Origin of the sequence: Yinghuangia sp. YIM S09857, assembly GCF_051388915.1 — a bacterium.
GTDB lineage: Bacteria > Actinomycetota > Actinomycetes > Streptomycetales > Streptomycetaceae > Yinghuangia.
The window spans coordinates 137,568-152,001 of record NZ_JBPKBH010000004.1; the positions used below are offsets into that span (position 1 = coordinate 137,568).

Sequence of the window (14,434 nt, forward strand, 5' to 3'; positions counted from 1 at the left end):
CCCGTGGCAATCGAGGCCCGCGACGCCGAGCCGGTGGTGCTCGTCGTCCCGCAGTGGCAGGGCTCGTCGGTGGCGGATCCGCTGCCGCTGGCCGCGGGGGCGCGCCTCAGCGCCGAGGTGCTGCGGCCGGACGCACCGGTCGAGATCGCCGCGGCGGAGCCGGTCGTTCCCGCCGAGACCAAGACGGAGCCGGTGGTTCCCGCCGAGACCATGACCGACACCGACACCGACACCGAGGCTGACGCAGACACCGAGGCTGACGCCAAGACCGAGACCAAGACCGAGACCGACATCACGACCGAGACCGACATCACGACCGACGCAGACACCGAGGTCGACGCCGCCGACCACGCCCCGCCGGTCCGGAACGCCAGGGCGCTCGTCCGCAACGCCGCCCTCGTCCGCGCCGCCCTGGCCACCGTCGTCCCGGAGCGCCCGGTGGTGACCCTCGGCGGCGACTGCGGCGTCGAGTTGGCGCCGGTTTCCGCGGCGGTCGCGTGGTACGGGAGCGACCTCGCCGTCGTCTGGTTCGACGCGCACGGCGACCTCAACGCACCGGCCGAGTCCCCGTCCGGCGCCTTCCACGGCATGGTCCTGCGCACGTTGCTCGGCGAGGGCCCGGCGGATCTTCTGCCGCCGGAGGACGCTCGCCTCGCGCCGGAGCGTGTCGTCCTCGCGGGCACACGCGCTCTTGACGCAACCGAAGAGGCGTATCTGACCAGGACCGGCCTACGCGTGGTAGGCGACCTGCACGACCCCGCCGTCCTCGTCGGTGCGGTCGCCGCGACCGGGGCGTCCCGCGTGTACCTGCACGTCGACCTGGACGTCCTGGACCCCGCCGAGTTCACCGGCCTGTCCTACCCCGAGCCGGACGGCGCGACAGCCGAACACGTCTGCGCCGCACTCCGCGCCCTCGCCGCCCGTTTTGCCGTCGTGGGCCTCGGCATCACCGAACACGAACCCGCCCACGACCCCCAAGCCGCCGCCGCGGACGCGCGCACCCTGCGCGACATCTTCACGGCAACGGGCCTCGCCGCCCTCCGGCGCGCCCCCGCCGATCACCCCAACTGACCGGCGAGACCTGGTCAAACCTTTGTGGCCACCGCACTAGCGATACGGATCGGGCGCGACGTCGGCCATCCGCTCGGGCGTCCAAAAGTCCGGCGAACCGGGCGGCATCGACGTGTACACCGGGACAACAGGCTCTTTTTTCTCCGGCGAGTCCGACACCGCGCCGATCGCCGCGTGGCCGAGCGCCAGGAGCGCGAACGAAGCGACGGCGCCCGCCGTCGTGGAGCCGACAACGGTGAGTGCGCGTCGCTTCTTCATCCGCTCCCTTTGCTGGTCCTAGAACAACTGTCCGAGATTGCGCATCGCATGGTACGGGGAATGCGCCTCGCGCTCAGCAGCATCGATCTCATCGAAGAACGTCTGGTTCGGCAGGGCGCCCACGAGCTTCTTCCCGTTGACGAAGAACGTCGGGGTCATCTCGGCGCCCGCGGCCACCGCTTCGGCGACGCTGCGGTCGACGGCCTGCCGGGCCTCGGGGCTCGCCATATCGGCCGTGAACCGGTCCAGGTCGGGGACGCCCGCCGCCCGGGCGTACCCGAGCGGGGTGTTGTCCGCCGCCGGGGTGTACGCGCCCGCCTGGTACGCGGAGTTGTGGAACTCCCAGAACCGGCCCTGCCGCGCCGCGGCCCACGACGCCCGCGCCAACTCGTCCGAACCCGTGCCGCGGATCGGGAAGTTGCGGAACTCGATGCGCACGACGCCCGCGTCGACGTAGCGGCTGACGATCTCGGGACCGGTGTCGCGGGCGAACCGGGTGCAGTATCCGCAGAGGAAGTCCGCGTACTCGATCATGACCACCGGGGCGTCGGCGCGGCCGAGCGACATCGGGTCGGCGGCGGCCGCCTGCGGCACGGCCGGGCGGACGAACGGCGTCGAGTACGCCGCGATCGGCATCGCGTCGCTGCGCGGGTGGCTCTCGGCGGGCGCCGGCGGCGTGTCGGCCGGGGACGTACCGCTGCCCGGCGCCGATCCCGCCTGCGCGAACTGCGCCAAAATGCCCATCATCACAGCCAGTAGCCCCACGGCGGCCACGGCCGCCACCCGGCGGCGGTAGGCCCGTGAGGTCGGACCTTCCTCGGCTCCCAGAATGATCCGCATCGATGTGCCGCCTTCCGTCGCGATCGTCGCACAGCGCGCAGCACAACGAGCGCGACGGCCCAAGGGTCACGCGAATTGCGCCGCCCGAGGGGTAAAGGCCGCTAAAGGTCCCGCCTGCGGACCACCGAGACCGCGGCCGGCAGGGCCAGCGCAGGCCACGCGGCCAGGACGATCCAGGACTCCGGGACCGACATGGGGTACGCCGCCGCGCGCGCCATGGCGTCCGGCTCGGCCAGCCGGTTCCAGGCGCTCAGCGGCGTCGCGTGCTTGAGCGCCGCCGTCGACGGCCGCCGGTCGTCGAGGAACGACGGCAGCACGATGAGCAGCAGCACGGTCGCCACCACGGTCGCCGCCACATGCCGGACGAGAACACCCAGGCCCATGCCGACCAGCGCCGCAACCGGGGCCAGCAGCGCGGACCCGCCCAGCGCGCGCAGCACTTCGCCGTCGGCGATCGGCGCCTCCGCACCCCGCGCGGCGAGGATTGCCCGCGTGACGCCGAGCGACGCCGCAGCCACCGCTGCTCCGAACACCGTCATCAGCGCGGCCATGACGACCGCCTTCGCGGCGACCACCGACTGTCGCGCGGGCACCGCGGCGTAGACGGTGCGGACCATCCCGGTGGCGTACTCGCTCACCACCGCGAGCGCTCCCACGGTCCCGCACGCGAGGACGAGCAGCACGGCCGCGTTGTTCGTGAAGGCGTTCCGCACGACCAGGACCTCGACCACGAACCGGCGCGCCTCGGCGTCGTACGACGGCCAGTTCGCGTAGTCGGCGTACGCGGCGTTGGCGTTGACCCCGATCACGGCGGCGGCGGTCACCAGGAGCACCCAGGGGGTGGAGCGCAGCGACCACAGCTTGATCCACTCGGCCGCGACCAGGTCGCGGAAGCGCGCGGTCGGTGCGGCCGGGTGCGTCGCGACCCCGGTCACCGCGCACCACCGGACGCGAACTGGACGCTGCCACCGGTAAGTTCCATGAACGCCTCCTCGATCGACGATGAGTGGACCGCCAGTTCCTCCAGCACGATCCGGGCGGCGCTCGCAACTCGCCCGATCTCACCGGCGGTCAGCCCGGTAACGTTCATGCGTCCGGCACCGTCGGGCCGTACGGTCGCGCCCGCGGCGGACAGCAGCGCGGACAGCGCCTCGTGTTGCGGGGTACGCACCGCCACGCTCGGCCGGCTCGCCCGGGCCGCGAACTCCGCGGTGGTCTCCGCCGCGATCAGCCTCCCGCGCCCGACCACGATCAGCCGGTCGGCGGTGTTCGCCATCTCGCTCATCAGGTGGCTGGACACGAACACCGTGCGCCCCTCGGCGGCGAGGCGGCGGAAGAGGCCGCGGACCCATCGGACGCCCTCCGGATCGAGGCCGTTGACCGGTTCGTCGAACAGCAGGACCGGCGGATCGCCGAGCAGCGCCGCGGCGATTCCGAGGCGTTGCCGCATGCCCAGCGAGAACCCCGCGATGCGCCGGTCCGCGGCGTCCGACAGGCCGACTTCGTCCAGCACGACGTCGACGCGGCGCCGCGGAATCGCGTTGCCGCGGGCCAGGATCCGCAGGTGCGTGGACGCCGTCCGGCCGCCGTGCACGTCGTGCGCGTCGAGGAGGGCACCGACGTGCCGCAGACCGCGCGGGCGGTCGCGGAAGGGGAGGCCGTCGACCAGGGCGGTGCCGCCGGTCGGCGTGTTCAGGCCGAGGATGAGGCGCAGGGTCGTGCTCTTGCCCGCGCCGTTGGGGCCGAGGAATCCGGTGACGTGGCCGGGGCGGACCGTGAAGGTCAGCCGGTCGACAGCGGTGGTGCCGCCGAACCGCTTGGTCAGCTCGTGGACTTCGATCATGGCGTCCACGATCCCGCCGGCCGGTGCGCACCGGCATCGGGCCGTGGGCCACAGTTCGCGGTCCGGGGGTGGCCTGTGGGAGTACGCCCGCAGGCCAATGCCGCTGACCAGGGCAAACGTCTACGCTCGGGTCATGTCGAGCGAACCGGTGTTCCGTCCCGTCCGAGCCCTGCCGCCGCCCACCGTGTGGACGGCCCCGGCGGCATGTGCGGCGGTCGGCGCCGCCGTGATCGTGTCCACGGCCCCGAGCCGGTCGCTGGACGGCGACCTGGTTCTGGGCTTCGGCGCACCGGGACCGGCCTTCGCGCTGGTCGTCACGGTGGTCGCCCTCGCGCCCCTGGCCCTGCTGCCCCGCCGTCCCCTGGTGGCGCTCGGTCTGCTCCTGCTCGCGCTGTCGGCAATCCCGGCGGTCCTCGGCGAACGCGGTGTCGCGGTTCCGCAGGTTCTCGCCGTGGGGGCCGCGGTGGCCCACCTCGCGGCGACGCGCCCGCGGCGGACCTCGGTCGCGGCCTCGGTCGCTGCCGCGGCGGTGCTCGGAGCCTACGCGGCGATGTGGCCGCCCGAGGGCGACGCCGACGTGCTCTTCGTCGCCCAACTCCTCGTGCTGACCGTGCTCGTCGCCTGGCTCACCGGGGACGCGCTGCGCCGCCGCCGGGCGCGGGACGAGGAACATCGCGCCCGCCGCACCCGCCAGGCCGTGACCGCCGAACGTCTCCGTATCGCCCGGGATTTGCACGACATGGTCGCGCACAGCATCGGCATCATCGCCATCCAGGCCGGCGTCGGCCACCGCGTGCTGGACACCCGGCCGGAGGAGGCACGCAGCGCCCTCAAGGCGATCGAGGCGACGAGCCGGGAGGCGCTGGCCGGAATGCGGCGTACGGTGACGGCACTTCGCGCGGCGGACGCCGCGGACGAGGCCGAGGATTCGGTACGCGCTCCCGCCCCCGGACTCGCCGACCTGGACCGGCTCGCCGCCGACAGCGCGGAGGCGGGCGTACGCGTTCATTTCGCGCGCACCGGCTCGCCGGGGCAACTCCCGCCGGACATCGACCTGTCCGCGTACCGGATCGTCCAGGAAGCCGTGACCAACGTGATCCGGCACGCGGGAACCGGCGAATGCCGGGTGACGGTCGACCGCACGGACGGCGAACTGCGCCTGGAGATCACCGACGACGGGCGCGGCGGACCAGCGGTGCCGGGGCGGGGCTTCGGCCTGGCCGGCATGCGAGAGCGCGTCGCCCTGCTGCACGGCGAACTGGTGGTCGGGCCACGGCCGGAGGGCGGATTCCGGGTGGCCGCCCGGCTGCCCCTTCCCGAGGAGGCCGCGTGACGATCACTGTCGTGCTGGCCGACGACCAGCCGCTCGTCCGGACCGGGCTGCGCGTGCTGCTTGCGGAAACCGCCGATCTCGCGGTGGTCGGGGAGGCCGGGACCGGCGCGGAGGCGGTCGACCGGGTCCGCGAACTGCGGCCGGACGTCGTGGTGATGGACATCCGCATGCCGGGCACGGACGGCATCGAGGCAACCCGCCGGATCACCGAACTGGCCGTCGACACACGGGTGCTCGTGCTGACGACGTTCGACGACGACGATTCGGTCTACGGGGCGCTGCGGGCGGGCGCGAGCGGCTTTCTCGTCAAGGACATGGCCCTCGACGACATCCTCGGCGCGATCCGCGTGGTGGCGACGGGCGACGCGCTGATCGCGCCGAGCGTGACGCGGCGCCTGATCGGGGAGTTCGCGGCCCGCCCGGTGCCGGGGGCCTCGCAGGCGGGCGCGAAGTCCGGTCTGTGGTCCAGGAGATCGGCGCCGAGCGCAGGGACACCGATTCCGGGCGGCGTCACCGAACGCGAGCGCGAGGTCCTGGTCCTCGTCGGACGAGGGCTCTCCAATGCGGAGATCGCCGCGCACCTGCACATCAGCATCGCGACCGCCAAGGCCCACGTGGCCAGGCTGTTCACCAAGCTGGACGCCCGCGACCGCGTGCATCTCGTCATCAAGGCCTATGAGTTCGGCCTCGTGGCACCGTAGTGGCCCCCGCGTCAGTAGGTCGCCAGGTGCTCCAGCAGCGATTCGTTCAGCTCCGCCGCGGCGTTCTCCGGGACCCAGTGGTCGGCGTCCGGCAGTTCGACGAACTGGTACGGCCCGCTCACGTGCGCCGCCGTCATCTCCGCGGCCAGTCGTCCCATGGCAGGGTCCTGCGCGCCCCAGACGTACAGCGCCGGGACCTCGATCGTCCCGGCGTCGGCCAGCGACTTCGGTTCGATGGCGCGGTACCAGTTGAGCGCACCCGTCAGCGCTCCGGGCTGCCGCATGATCTCCAGATACTCGGCGATCGCTGTCTCGGACAGGCCCTTGAACGCCGCGCGCAGATACTTCGCGTCGTCCGCGAGGAGCAGTTCCTCGGCTTTGCCGCGGGTGCGGAACATCTTCATGTACGAGGAGCGCTCCCGCTGGTCCGAACCCTCCCGGTGGCTCGCCGCCCACATCGCGTCCGGATGCGGCGTCGAGACGACGGACACCGTGCGCACCCGGTCCGGGTGGAGCCCCGCGACCTGCCACGCCATCGCCCCGCCCCAGTCGTGCCCGACCAGGTCGAACGCCGGCCCGCCCGCCGCCGGTCCGGTGGCACCGAGCGCGTCCGCGACCGCCAGGACGTCCCCGACCAGCGCATCGCGGTCGTACGCCGCCTCCTCGGCCGGCCGCGCCCCCGGCGAATACCCCCGCTGGTCGAACGCCACGGCCCGGTACCCCGCATCGCCCAGCGCACTCAACTGACCGACCCATTCCGCCGACGTCTCCGGGAACCCGTGCAACAGCAGCACCAACCGTCCGTCCGCCGGCCCCGCAACCCGCGCCCGAAACGTGAACCCGCCCGCCACGATCTCGGCGAACTCGATCTCGGCCATGTCGACCACTCCCCACTCTCGGCAATTCCGCAGCGTCCCGATGCGCAACATAGGCGCTGGACGTGAACACCGGGTAGCACCCCCCGCCCCGCCCCCTGTCCTCACCCGAAGTTCCAGACCTCCGGCAGTGCCGCGTCGCAGAGCGCACAGGTGAAGTCCCCGTCGCGGACGATGTTGCGCTCCCCGCAGCCAGGACAACGGCGGAAGACGATCGGATGAGTGAACACCGCGGGATGCGGCACACCGATGGCGCCCAGCACGGCAACGACGAGCGCCTGGCAGTCCAGGTCCGGGCAGTAGCCGGTGGAGAGGTTGCCGAACTCGTCCACCTCCCAACCGTCCGCCGTAGGCACGAACGCCATCTCGCCCGCCGCGCCCACCGGTTCCCCGCCCGCGCACGCCACGTGCTCGCTGCGTCGCGGGGCGAGCCGCAGTACGCCCTCGGCGTCGACCGTGTAGGTGAACGGCTCCCGCCATTCTGCCGACGGGCGCGAACCCAGCCAGGCGGACAGCTCCGCACGCGATCGGATGGAGGTGCCCGGGGGTTGGCTGCGGGCCGAGACCACCAGGACGGGCGGGCCGACGTACGCGAACAACCTTATGTCGCCGGTCACTCCGTGTCGTGTCGGTCGCGGTACCATATGCCGATCATGCCTGGCTCGGCGGCGGGGTGGCCGAGGAGTTCCCAGAAGCGGTCGGCCATGCGCGCGGGGTCGACCACCGGGCCGCCGCCTCCGCCGGTGGGCGAGCGCGGACGGGCGCCGGGGACGCCGTCCGACCATGAGAGCGACACCCGTGCCCGGTGGGCGAATTCCTCGTGCATGCCCGCGAGGGCGCTCGCGACGCGGCTTCGTCGGAGGCCCAACAAGCGCGTCATGGTCGTCAGTTGCGACTTCGGACGGCCTTGAAGGGTCTCGTGGAGCAGGTCGTCGATCGCGTCGGAAGCCCCGGCGACGCCCACCAAGTCGCGCAGGGACAGACCTAGTTCGCGGACGAGGGCGGCTGTCGTGCGTTCGTCGCCGCGCCACTCGTTGGCGCGTTCCATCGGGAGGTAGCGCGACTCGGGTAGGCCCAGGCGGGCGCACAGCTCTGCGACCGAGAGGCGCCGTCCGATCCGGTGTTCGCGCAGCGCCCCCGCGGAGCCCATGAGGTCGACAGGCGCGCACCACAGGATCTCCGCGAGCGCCAGCAGCTCCGCCTCCGTGGGGACGCTCCGCCCCGACTCCCACGCCGCCACCGCGTCCGCAGTCGTGTTCACGCGGAACGCGGCGAGGCCGTAGGCGACTTGATCATGCGTCAGGTGCAGGCCGATACGGGCGCGGCGCGCCGCCTCGGGTGCGAACGGCGGGCGCTGGTCTCGGTCGGGGGCGGGCTCCACGGGGTCAGGCTAGGCGCGGCGCCGCCACGGCAGGACCTGGACGATCGCACCGCAGTGGACGCAACCGGCGGGGACGGCCTTGGCGCAACATACAACCGCATCAACCGGCGGCAACAGGGCAGCCGTTACATATGCTTCCCATTGTCCTGGTCCTCATCCTGGCCCTCCTGCTCTTCGGTGCGGGATTCCTCATCGAGGCGCTGTGGTGGGTCGCAGTCATCGTCGTCGTGGTGTGGCTGCTGGCGTTCGTCTTCGGCGGCCGGCGGATCGGCGTGCGGGCCGGATCCCGCGGCGGCCGACGCGGCGGATACCGCCGGCGCCGCACCGGGCGGCCGCGGCGACGGCGCTGGTAGCCGCCGGCGTCCGGCAAGATTCACCGCGCGTCCCCCCGAGCACGCCTGGGAGCCGGGAACGCCTTTGGCGGGCAAGCCTGTTCCTTGCGCGGACACAGATAGGACCCCGGAACGAACGGGGGGACGCTCCGGGGTCTTGACCGGTACAACGACCGTCCGACGCAGGGGTTACGCACGAATTCCGAGAGTTTCGGAAACCCCGTCAGCGGCCGTCGTCCTCGTCCAACAGCCGTTCCAGCACGGCCTGGAACTCCGCACCGACGACGATCGACAACTGCCCGTCCTCACCCCGCTCGCTCAACTGCACGAGCTTGCCCCGGCGCCACCAGTAGACGTACGGGCTGACCGGCCCCGGCGCCTCCTCGTGCCGGTACGCGGCGAACGCCGCGAGCGCGTTCAGCGACGGGATCACGTCCATGCCGACGATCGGGTGGAACGCGAGCATGTGCCGGAACGGGATGGCCACCAGCGCGCCGTCCGGGCCGATGCGCTCGCCCGCGACCTGCTCGGCGAGCTCGTCGAGCACGAGCACGCGGCTCGCGGTGAAGAAGGAGTCGCCCGCGACCACCCGGAACGTCGCGCCGTCGTCCTGCTTGACGACGTCGTGGTCCTCGACCGGCAGCGCGCGCAGGTTGTTCATGGCCCGCAGGCGCAGTTCGGCGATGTCGCCGAGTTGCGCGAGCGCGTCGCCCGGCAGCGTCTGGACGCTCTCCGGCAGGTCCAGTGCCAGCACTTCGCGGAGCCCGGGGGCGGGGACCGGGGCGTACCCGAAGGCGGGATCGTCGGGGAGGTTGTCGTCGGTCGTGACGCGCGGGTACAGCCGGGCCCACAACTCGTCGGTGGGCAGCGTCTCGACGGCCGACGGGGCGTCCATCGCCCGCACGAGTTTGTCGACGTGGTCGCGGATGAGGGACGCCCAGGCGCGCTGGCCGCGTTCGTCGTTGTGGCATCCCGCGGCGAGGTTGTACAGGTTGTAGTGGCGGTTCGCGCTGTCCGTCATGTGGTCGGCGAACACCGTGACCTCAAGGCCGCGTTCGGCGAACGCCTCGCGGGTCAGGCCGCGCAGGCGGCGCCCCTCCTCCTCGGAGAGGAACTCGAACGCGGGATCGCGCGGCGCCTCGCGCGGATCGCGCTTGGGTTCCCGACGGAACAACCCCACACATGCCTCCTCGGCGGTGGTCCGGACAGCCCCCGCGACCACCGGGCCGCGCCGCCGGCACGGCCCGGCGACCCAAGTGATCACGCTTCCGATGGTATCGGGGAGCCCCCGCACTCGGGGGCCGCCGGGGACGACGCACACCACTCGGAGGCCCCGCACCGGACCCGGACCGACCGCACACCAGAGCCAAACCAGGGCCGGACCCAAGGCCCGACCGAGTCCGGGCCCAAGGCCCGACCGAGTCCGGGCCCAAGGCCCGACCGAGCCCGGACCCCAGCCCGACCCCATCCTGACCCCAGACGAGACCGCCACCTCGCCTCCGCCTCCGCCTCCGCTACGCCGAATCCCGCCGCACCACCAGCGGCTCGTGCTCCGGGATCTCCGGCAGCTCCTCCTCGTGCGTCCGGTCGATCAGGTCCATCAGCACCCGGACGTGCATCTCGGCGAAGCTCGTCGTGTGCAGGGCCACCGTGCTCAGCCGCGGCGTGACGAGCTCGCACAGCGGCGTGTCGTCGACGCCCATCACGGCCATGTCGTCCGGCACCGTGAGACCCGCCTCGCGCAGCGCCCGCAGCATGAGCGCCGCGAACTCGTCGTTGTACGCGAAGAGCGCGGTCGGCCGGTCCGGGTCGGCGGCCCAGCCGCGGGCCAGGGTGAGGGCCGCGCCGTGGTCGAACGCCATGTCCACCCGCGCGAGTTCGAGCCCGTGGTCGGCGGCGGCCCCACGTACACCGACGAAGCGCAGTTCGCCGGGTTCCCGCAGTTCGCCGGTCGGCACGATCGCCGCGATGCGGCGGTGGCCGCGTTCGGCCAGGTAGCGGGTGGCGACCACGCCGATGCGCTTTTGCTCGAACACGACGGTCGGCGCGTAGGGCACCGGCTCCTCGCCGACCAGGACGACCGTCCGGACGCCGTGCCGCCGCAGCATGGCGACCGAGTCGGGGGTGCACCGCCACGTGTCGGCGAGTACCGCGCGGGGACGCAGCTCGGCCCAGGCCCGCGCGGCGTCCAGCCCGGTGAGCTTGCGGTCGCCGTGCAGGATCAGGACGAGGCCGCGTTCGGCCAGGGCGTCGCGGGCGCGTTCGATGAGGGTGTCGATCGCGTGTCCGAGGGGCCAGCGGGGCATCGCGTACACGACGAGGTTGCTGGTGCCGGCGCGCAGGGCGCGGGCGCCCGCGTTGGGGGAGTAGCCCAGTGTGCGGACGGCGGCGAGCACCTTCTGCCGGGTGGCATCGCTGATGCCGGAGCCCGGGACGTCGTTGAGCACGAAGGACACCGTGGTTCTGGACACGCCTGCGGCCCGGGCGACGTCCGCGCTGGTGGGCGCCTTGCCGGGGCGAGGGGCATGAGGCATGGGTACCGGGTCCTCACATGAGGGTTTGAGGGTTGGTGACAGGAGGTTGCCATGCCGCCCCGTGGTTTGGTTCCCAGGGGTGGATGCGACGTACGTCACGTTCTGTTTACGGGTTCTTCATCGCATGCCATGATCCGTGCACCGCTGCTGACACGTGTCAGTAACACGAGTCAGTTAATCGAGTCAGCAGCGTCAGAAGATCGGCTCGGCCCCACCCGTGCGACCGTGACCGGGGATCGGGCCGTGATCACCCCTCCTCCGAATCGACTCGGTGATTCACATGACGCAGAGCAACGTCGCGGCCCCCGAAGCCGCACCTGCGAAGACCCAGGGCCCGATGGGGCCGGTCGACGCCGACGGCAGACCGCGCTTCCGGCTCGGCCCGCTGTACCTCACGCTCCCGCTGGCCAACATCGCCCTGTATCTGGTGTGGATGGGCGTCGGCTCTTTCCTCATCCCGATCCAGGTCACCGAGATCAAGGGCCACCCCGATCCCGAGGCGCTCAAGAACGCCGTCGCCGTCGGGGCCGCGCTCGCCGCCGTCGGCAACCCGATCTTCGGACAGATCTCCGACCGCACCCGCTCGCGTTGGGGACGCCGCGCCCCGTGGATGCTGGCCTGCACGCTGCTCGGCGCCGGCGCGCTGTGCTGGCAGGCGAACGCCACGAGCATCGGCATGCTCGCCGTCACCTGGGGCTGCGTGCAGTTCATCCTCAACGGCTTCCAGGCCGCGCTGACCGCCGCGATGCCCGACCGCGTACCGCCCGCCAAGTACGGCATCATGTCGGCCCTGGTCGGCCTCGGCATCCCGCTCGGCACCATCGTCGCCGCGTACACCATCGGCGGCATCGACCTCTCGAAGCTCGGTTACGACGGTGTCGTCGGCGGCTTCGACGGCAAGTTCGCGGGGGAGAAGGGCTACTACCTCATCGCGGCCTTCCTGGTGGCGGCCGTGGTGGTCTTCCTGCTGGTCTCGCCGGACAAGTCCAGCAAGGGTATGGCCGTCGGGCGGTTCGACCTCAAGAAGTTCGTCTCCAACTTCGGCGTCGACCCGCGGAAGCACCCCGACTTCGCGTGGGCCTTCATCTCCCGCTTCGGCGTCGTGGCCGGCTACTTCACGGTGCTCACCTACAACATGTACATCCTGATGGAGTACGTGAAGGTCAAGCCGCAGGACGTCAACTCGACCATGGGCTTCCTCATGGTCATCAACGCCGTCTCGACCGTCGTCGCCGCGCTGTTCATCGGCAGGCTGGTGGACCGCTTCGGCCGCATCAAGCCCTTCGTGCTGGGCTCCGGCGTACTGGCCGCGCTGTCGCTGTTCATCCCGATGATCTCCGGCACGGTCAACGGCATGGCGGTCTTCAACATCGTCAACGGCCTCGCGTTCGGCATGTACATGGCCGTCGACATGGCGCTGATCACCCGGGTCCTGCCGCGTGGCGAGGACGCCGGCAAGGACATGGGCCTGATCAACATCGCCAACGCCGCGCCACAGGTCGCGGCGCCGTTCATCGCCTCGTGGATCGTCTCCACCTGGGACTACGAGGCGCTGTTCCCGATCTGCGCGTGCATAGCCCTGGTCGGGGCGCTGGCCGTGGTCCGCGTCAAGACGGTGCGCTGACGGGCGAACGCTCCCGGGCCGCGTCCCCTCCGACCAGGAGGAGGGGACGCGGCCGTCGTCGTCCGCGTCACGCGTGGTCGGCGTACTCGTGCGCCCGGTGCCCCTCCGGCTCCAACTGGATCGTGGAGTGCCGTACGTCGAAGTCGTCGCCCACGATCGCCCCCACCCGGTCCAGCACCGGCCCGATGCGCCCCTCCCGGATCACCGCGTCGGTCACCGTCAGATGCGCGGTCAGCACCGGCATGCCGCTGGTGACGGTCCAGGCGTGCAGGTCGTGCACCTCGATGATGTCCGGCTCGGCGAGCAGCCGTCCGCGCAGTTCGCGGAGGTCGAGGTCGCGCGGTGTGGCCTCCAGGAGGACGTGCAGCGTCTCGCGGAGCAGCAGGTACGCGCGCGGCAGGATCATCGCGACGATCAGCAGTGACGCGATCGGGTCGGCGAGCGTCCAGCCGGTCGTGGCGATGATCACACCGGTGCCGAGCGCCGCGACCGAGCCCATCGTGTCGCCCAGCACCTCCAGGTAGGCGCCCTTGAGGTTCAGGCTGTGGTCCTTGCCGCCGCGCAGCAGGAACAGGCCGACGAGGTTGGCCGCGAGGCCCAGCAGCGCGGCGGCGAGCAGCGGGCCGGTCTCCACATCCGGCGGATCGCCGATGCGCCGGACCGCCTGGTAGGCGATGAACGCGCCGATCCCGCCGAGGAGCATCGCGTTGACGAGCGCGGCGAGGATCTCCACCCGGTAGAGCCCCCAGGTGCGCCCGGGCGTCGGCTCGCGCTGTGCCACCGACACCGCGACCAGCGCCAGCGCGACACCGCTGGTGTCGACGAACATGTGCAGGCTGTCCGACAGCAGCGCGAGGCTGTTGGACAACAGGGCGCCGACCAACTGCACGACGAGCACGACGGCGGAGACGGTGATGGTGACCGCCAGGCGCTTCCGGTATGCCGCACTCACGGTGCCGCCGGCCGCCGTCGGCCCGTGCCCGCGCCCCATGAACCACTGCCCTCCGTCGCCGAGTCCGCGGCACCACCGGGTCGCGGCACCAGGGCACCGCCTCCGGTGCGCCGCCCCGAGGCGCCGCCTCCTGATCATGTTCGGTACGTCGGCCCGGCGTACCGCGGGGCACCGCCTCCGGTGCGCCGCCCCGAGGCGCCGCCTCCTGATCATGATCGGTGCGCCGGCGCGGCGTACCACGGCGACGCGCGGGGCTCGGGCGAACTCTCGGCGGAAGGGGACAGCGGTGCGCAGGGGGGTGGGGTGGGCAGGCAGAGGCGGTCCGGGCGCCGACGGGCGGCCATGTGCTCGGCACCCGCGCGGGCGACAGCACCGGCGGCGACCCCGGCGCGGAGCGCGCTCCGGCGGGGCCGAGGGGACCGCGGCCGGGACCAAGGGGCGATTGCGGCCCCAGGGTGGCCCGTGCGGCGGCGACCGGCTTTGCCACGCGAACAGCGGGCGACCGCGCCGCAGTGCGCGGGCCGCGATCTCAGCCCGGACGGCAGGCGCCCCCGCCTCAGCGTCGGGGCGGGCTGCCCGTGCGGCGGCGACCGGCCTTTGCCACGCGAACAGCGGGCGACCGCGCCGCAGTGCGCGGGCCGCGATCTCAGCCCGGACGGCAGGCGCCCCCGCCTCAGCGTCGGGGCGGGC

At 72.4% G+C, this 14,434-nt stretch carries 15 protein-coding genes; 5 read left to right on the plus strand and 10 right to left on the minus strand.

Annotated elements, in window-relative coordinates:
- The first annotated feature begins 3 nt into the window (after positions 1-3).
- Complete coding sequence (locus ACRX5S_RS09435; protein WP_436772364.1) at positions 4-1,071, plus strand: arginase family protein; 1,068 nt, start codon at positions 4-6, stop codon at positions 1,069-1,071.
- Positions 1,072-1,107: 36 nt separating this feature from the next.
- Here ACRX5S_RS09435 and ACRX5S_RS09440 read toward each other — a convergent pair whose 3' ends face one another.
- The 4 genes from ACRX5S_RS09440 to ACRX5S_RS09455 form a co-directional block, all read right to left on the minus strand.
- A complete protein-coding gene (locus tag ACRX5S_RS09440; protein ID WP_436772365.1) occupies positions 1,108-1,329 on the minus strand; it encodes a hypothetical protein in 222 nt (73 codons plus the stop codon).
- 18 nt (positions 1,330-1,347) lie between these two features.
- Entirely contained in the window at positions 1,348-2,169 is an 822-nt protein-coding gene (locus tag ACRX5S_RS09445) for a DsbA family protein (RefSeq protein WP_436772366.1), read from the minus strand.
- 101 nt (positions 2,170-2,270) lie between these two features.
- Positions 2,271-3,104 (minus strand): ABC transporter permease, encoded by an 834-nt coding sequence (locus ACRX5S_RS09450; RefSeq protein ID WP_436772367.1) that lies wholly within the window; start codon positions 3,102-3,104, stop codon positions 2,271-2,273.
- Positions 3,101-4,012: an ATP-binding cassette domain-containing protein gene (locus tag ACRX5S_RS09455; protein WP_436772368.1), complete on the minus strand. Its 912-nt coding sequence runs from the start codon at positions 4,010-4,012 to the stop codon at positions 3,101-3,103. Before ACRX5S_RS09455 ends, ACRX5S_RS09450 begins: the two co-directional genes overlap by 4 nt.
- A gap of 133 nt (positions 4,013-4,145) precedes the next feature.
- Between ACRX5S_RS09455 and ACRX5S_RS09460 the strand changes: the two genes are divergently transcribed.
- Together ACRX5S_RS09460 and ACRX5S_RS09465 are read left to right on the plus strand one after the other, a co-directional pair.
- The gene (locus ACRX5S_RS09460; RefSeq protein ID WP_436772369.1) at positions 4,146-5,345 is read left to right on the plus strand and encodes a sensor histidine kinase; all 1,200 of its coding nucleotides are present in this window, start codon (positions 4,146-4,148) and stop codon (positions 5,343-5,345) included.
- Complete coding sequence (locus tag ACRX5S_RS09465; RefSeq protein ID WP_436772370.1) at positions 5,342-6,046, plus strand: response regulator; 705 nt, start codon at positions 5,342-5,344, stop codon at positions 6,044-6,046. The genes ACRX5S_RS09460 and ACRX5S_RS09465 overlap by 4 nt, the downstream gene beginning before the upstream one ends.
- Positions 6,047-6,057: 11 nt before the next feature.
- Here the strand turns inward: ACRX5S_RS09465 and ACRX5S_RS09470 are convergent, their stop codons facing one another.
- The 3 genes from ACRX5S_RS09470 to ACRX5S_RS09480 form a co-directional block, all read right to left on the minus strand.
- Entirely contained in the window at positions 6,058-6,924 is an 867-nt protein-coding gene (locus ACRX5S_RS09470; RefSeq protein ID WP_436772371.1) for an alpha/beta fold hydrolase, read from the minus strand.
- Positions 6,925-7,025: 101 nt separating this feature from the next.
- Positions 7,026-7,538, minus strand: coding sequence for a hypothetical protein (locus ACRX5S_RS09475; protein WP_436772372.1), 513 nt, complete (start codon positions 7,536-7,538; stop codon positions 7,026-7,028).
- The gene (locus ACRX5S_RS09480; protein ID WP_436772373.1) at positions 7,535-8,302 is read right to left on the minus strand and encodes a helix-turn-helix domain-containing protein; all 768 of its coding nucleotides are present in this window, start codon (positions 8,300-8,302) and stop codon (positions 7,535-7,537) included. The genes ACRX5S_RS09475 and ACRX5S_RS09480 overlap by 4 nt, the downstream gene beginning before the upstream one ends.
- 131 nt (positions 8,303-8,433) lie before the next feature.
- Here ACRX5S_RS09480 and ACRX5S_RS09485 point away from each other — a divergent pair, with 131 nt between their 5' ends.
- Positions 8,434-8,655 carry a hydrophobic protein gene (locus tag ACRX5S_RS09485; protein WP_436772374.1) on the plus strand — a complete coding sequence of 74 codons (222 nt, stop codon included), beginning with the start codon at positions 8,434-8,436 and terminating at the stop codon, positions 8,653-8,655.
- A gap of 202 nt (positions 8,656-8,857) precedes the next feature.
- Here ACRX5S_RS09485 and ACRX5S_RS09490 read toward each other — a convergent pair whose 3' ends face one another.
- Together ACRX5S_RS09490 and ACRX5S_RS09495 are read right to left on the minus strand one after the other, a co-directional pair.
- On the minus strand, positions 8,858-9,814 hold the full coding sequence (locus ACRX5S_RS09490; RefSeq protein WP_436772749.1) for a hypothetical protein: 957 nt from the start codon (positions 9,812-9,814) through the stop codon (positions 8,858-8,860).
- A 334-nt stretch (positions 9,815-10,148) separates the two neighbouring features.
- Positions 10,149-11,168, minus strand: coding sequence for a LacI family DNA-binding transcriptional regulator (locus ACRX5S_RS09495; RefSeq protein WP_436772375.1), 1,020 nt, complete (start codon positions 11,166-11,168; stop codon positions 10,149-10,151).
- Positions 11,169-11,448: 280 nt separating this feature from the next.
- On the opposite strand from ACRX5S_RS09495, the gene ACRX5S_RS09500 reads away from it, so the two are divergent.
- Positions 11,449-12,792 carry an MFS transporter gene (locus ACRX5S_RS09500; protein WP_436772376.1) on the plus strand — a complete coding sequence of 448 codons (1,344 nt, stop codon included), beginning with the start codon at positions 11,449-11,451 and terminating at the stop codon, positions 12,790-12,792.
- A 67-nt stretch (positions 12,793-12,859) separates the two neighbouring features.
- Here ACRX5S_RS09500 and ACRX5S_RS09505 read toward each other — a convergent pair whose 3' ends face one another.
- A complete protein-coding gene (locus tag ACRX5S_RS09505) occupies positions 12,860-13,783 on the minus strand; it encodes a cation diffusion facilitator family transporter (protein WP_436772377.1) in 924 nt (307 codons plus the stop codon).
- Positions 13,784-14,434: the final 651 nt, after the last annotated feature.